This is a genomic window from Cesiribacter sp. SM1 (genome assembly GCF_020178975.1).
In the GTDB taxonomy this organism is placed as follows: Bacteria; Bacteroidota; Bacteroidia; order Cytophagales; family Cyclobacteriaceae; genus Cesiribacter.
On sequence record NZ_JAHXBU010000031.1, the window covers coordinates 1 to 1204 of the forward strand.

The 1204-nt window shown below is 43.7% G+C and carries 1 protein-coding gene; it reads left to right on the top strand.

The annotated features are described in order from the left end of the window. Positions 1 to 121: 121 nt before the first annotated feature. The gene (locus tag KWJ01_RS03970) at positions 122 to 1141 is read left to right on the top strand and encodes a Gfo/Idh/MocA family protein (RefSeq protein ID WP_370634648.1); all 1020 of its coding nucleotides are present in this window, start codon (positions 122 to 124) and stop codon (positions 1139 to 1141) included. Positions 1142 to 1204: the final 63 nt, after the last annotated feature.

Here is a 1204-nt window from a genome sequence, read left to right on the forward strand (position 1 = left end):
AATTTTACTAAATTGGGCTTACCCTATAGCAACTGTTTTTTTTGTCGTTGAAAACATGAAGTACTTTTTTGCATCCCTCGTTTGTCTTTTATTCTTCTCGCAAACCTATGCCCAATCACCTATGAGAATAGCAATAGCAGGTTTAAGTCATGGTCATGTAGACTGGTTTTTTAACCGCTCTGGTAAGAGTGACAATGTTCTGGTAGGAATTTATGAGACTGATCAGGCGCTGGCGAACAAGTATGCCAAGCGATACAACATTGACCAGAAGCTGTTTTATAACGACCTGAACAAGATGCTGGATGAGGTAAAGCCAGAGGCTGTTTCTGCCTTTGGTGCCATCAGTGATCATATTGCAATTGTCAGGGCCTGTGCGCCCAGGAAAATACACGTGATGGTAGAAAAGCCTCTGGCAACAACTTTTGCTGATGCAAAGGAAATTCAGGCACTTGCCCGGCAACATTCCATCTATGTACTTACCAATTATGAAACATCCTGGTATGCCAGTAATCAGCATGTCAATCAGCTGGCAGAAGCGGGTAAACTGGGAGAAATCCGTAAAGTAATGGTTAATGACGGACACCAGGGACCAAAGGAGATTGGGGTAAGTGAGGAGTTTCTGGAGATCCTGACTGACCCTGCAAAGAATGGTGCCGGGGCCTTGTTTGATTTTGGATGTTATGGTGCAAATCTGATGACCTGGCTCCTGAAAGGTGAAAAGCCACTTTCTGTAACAGCGGTAGTCCATCAGAACAAGCCTCATGTTTATAAAAATGTAGATGATGAAGCAACAATCATCCTGCAATATCCCAATGCACAATGTATCATCCAGGGGTCGTGGAACTGGACCTTTCCCCGCAAGGATATGGAAGTGTATGGCACCAAAGGCTATGCACTTGCAGTGGATGCCACTACTGTGCACCAGCGGTTAGCAGCAGGCAGTCCTGAAGAGGTGCTAAAGCTATCCCCACGCCCCCATCCATATACTGATCCTTTCTCATTATTTGCTTCGGTGGTAAAAGGCAGATTAAAGCAGGATGAGTTTGACTTATATGGACTGCCTGTTAACGTAACGGTAGTAGAAATTCTGGAGGCCGCAAAAGCATCTGCAAGTCTAAACAAAACAGTTTTCTTAGAGTAAGTTCAGAGGGTACTGGAAATTACTTTACAAAAGAAGTTAACTATCACAATGGTTTTAATTTCA

Coding starts and splice junctions, on each gene's coding strand:
- KWJ01_RS03970 (WP_370634648.1), top strand. CDS start 122: ATGAGAATAGCAATAGCAGGTTTAAGTCATGGTCATGTAGACTGGTTT.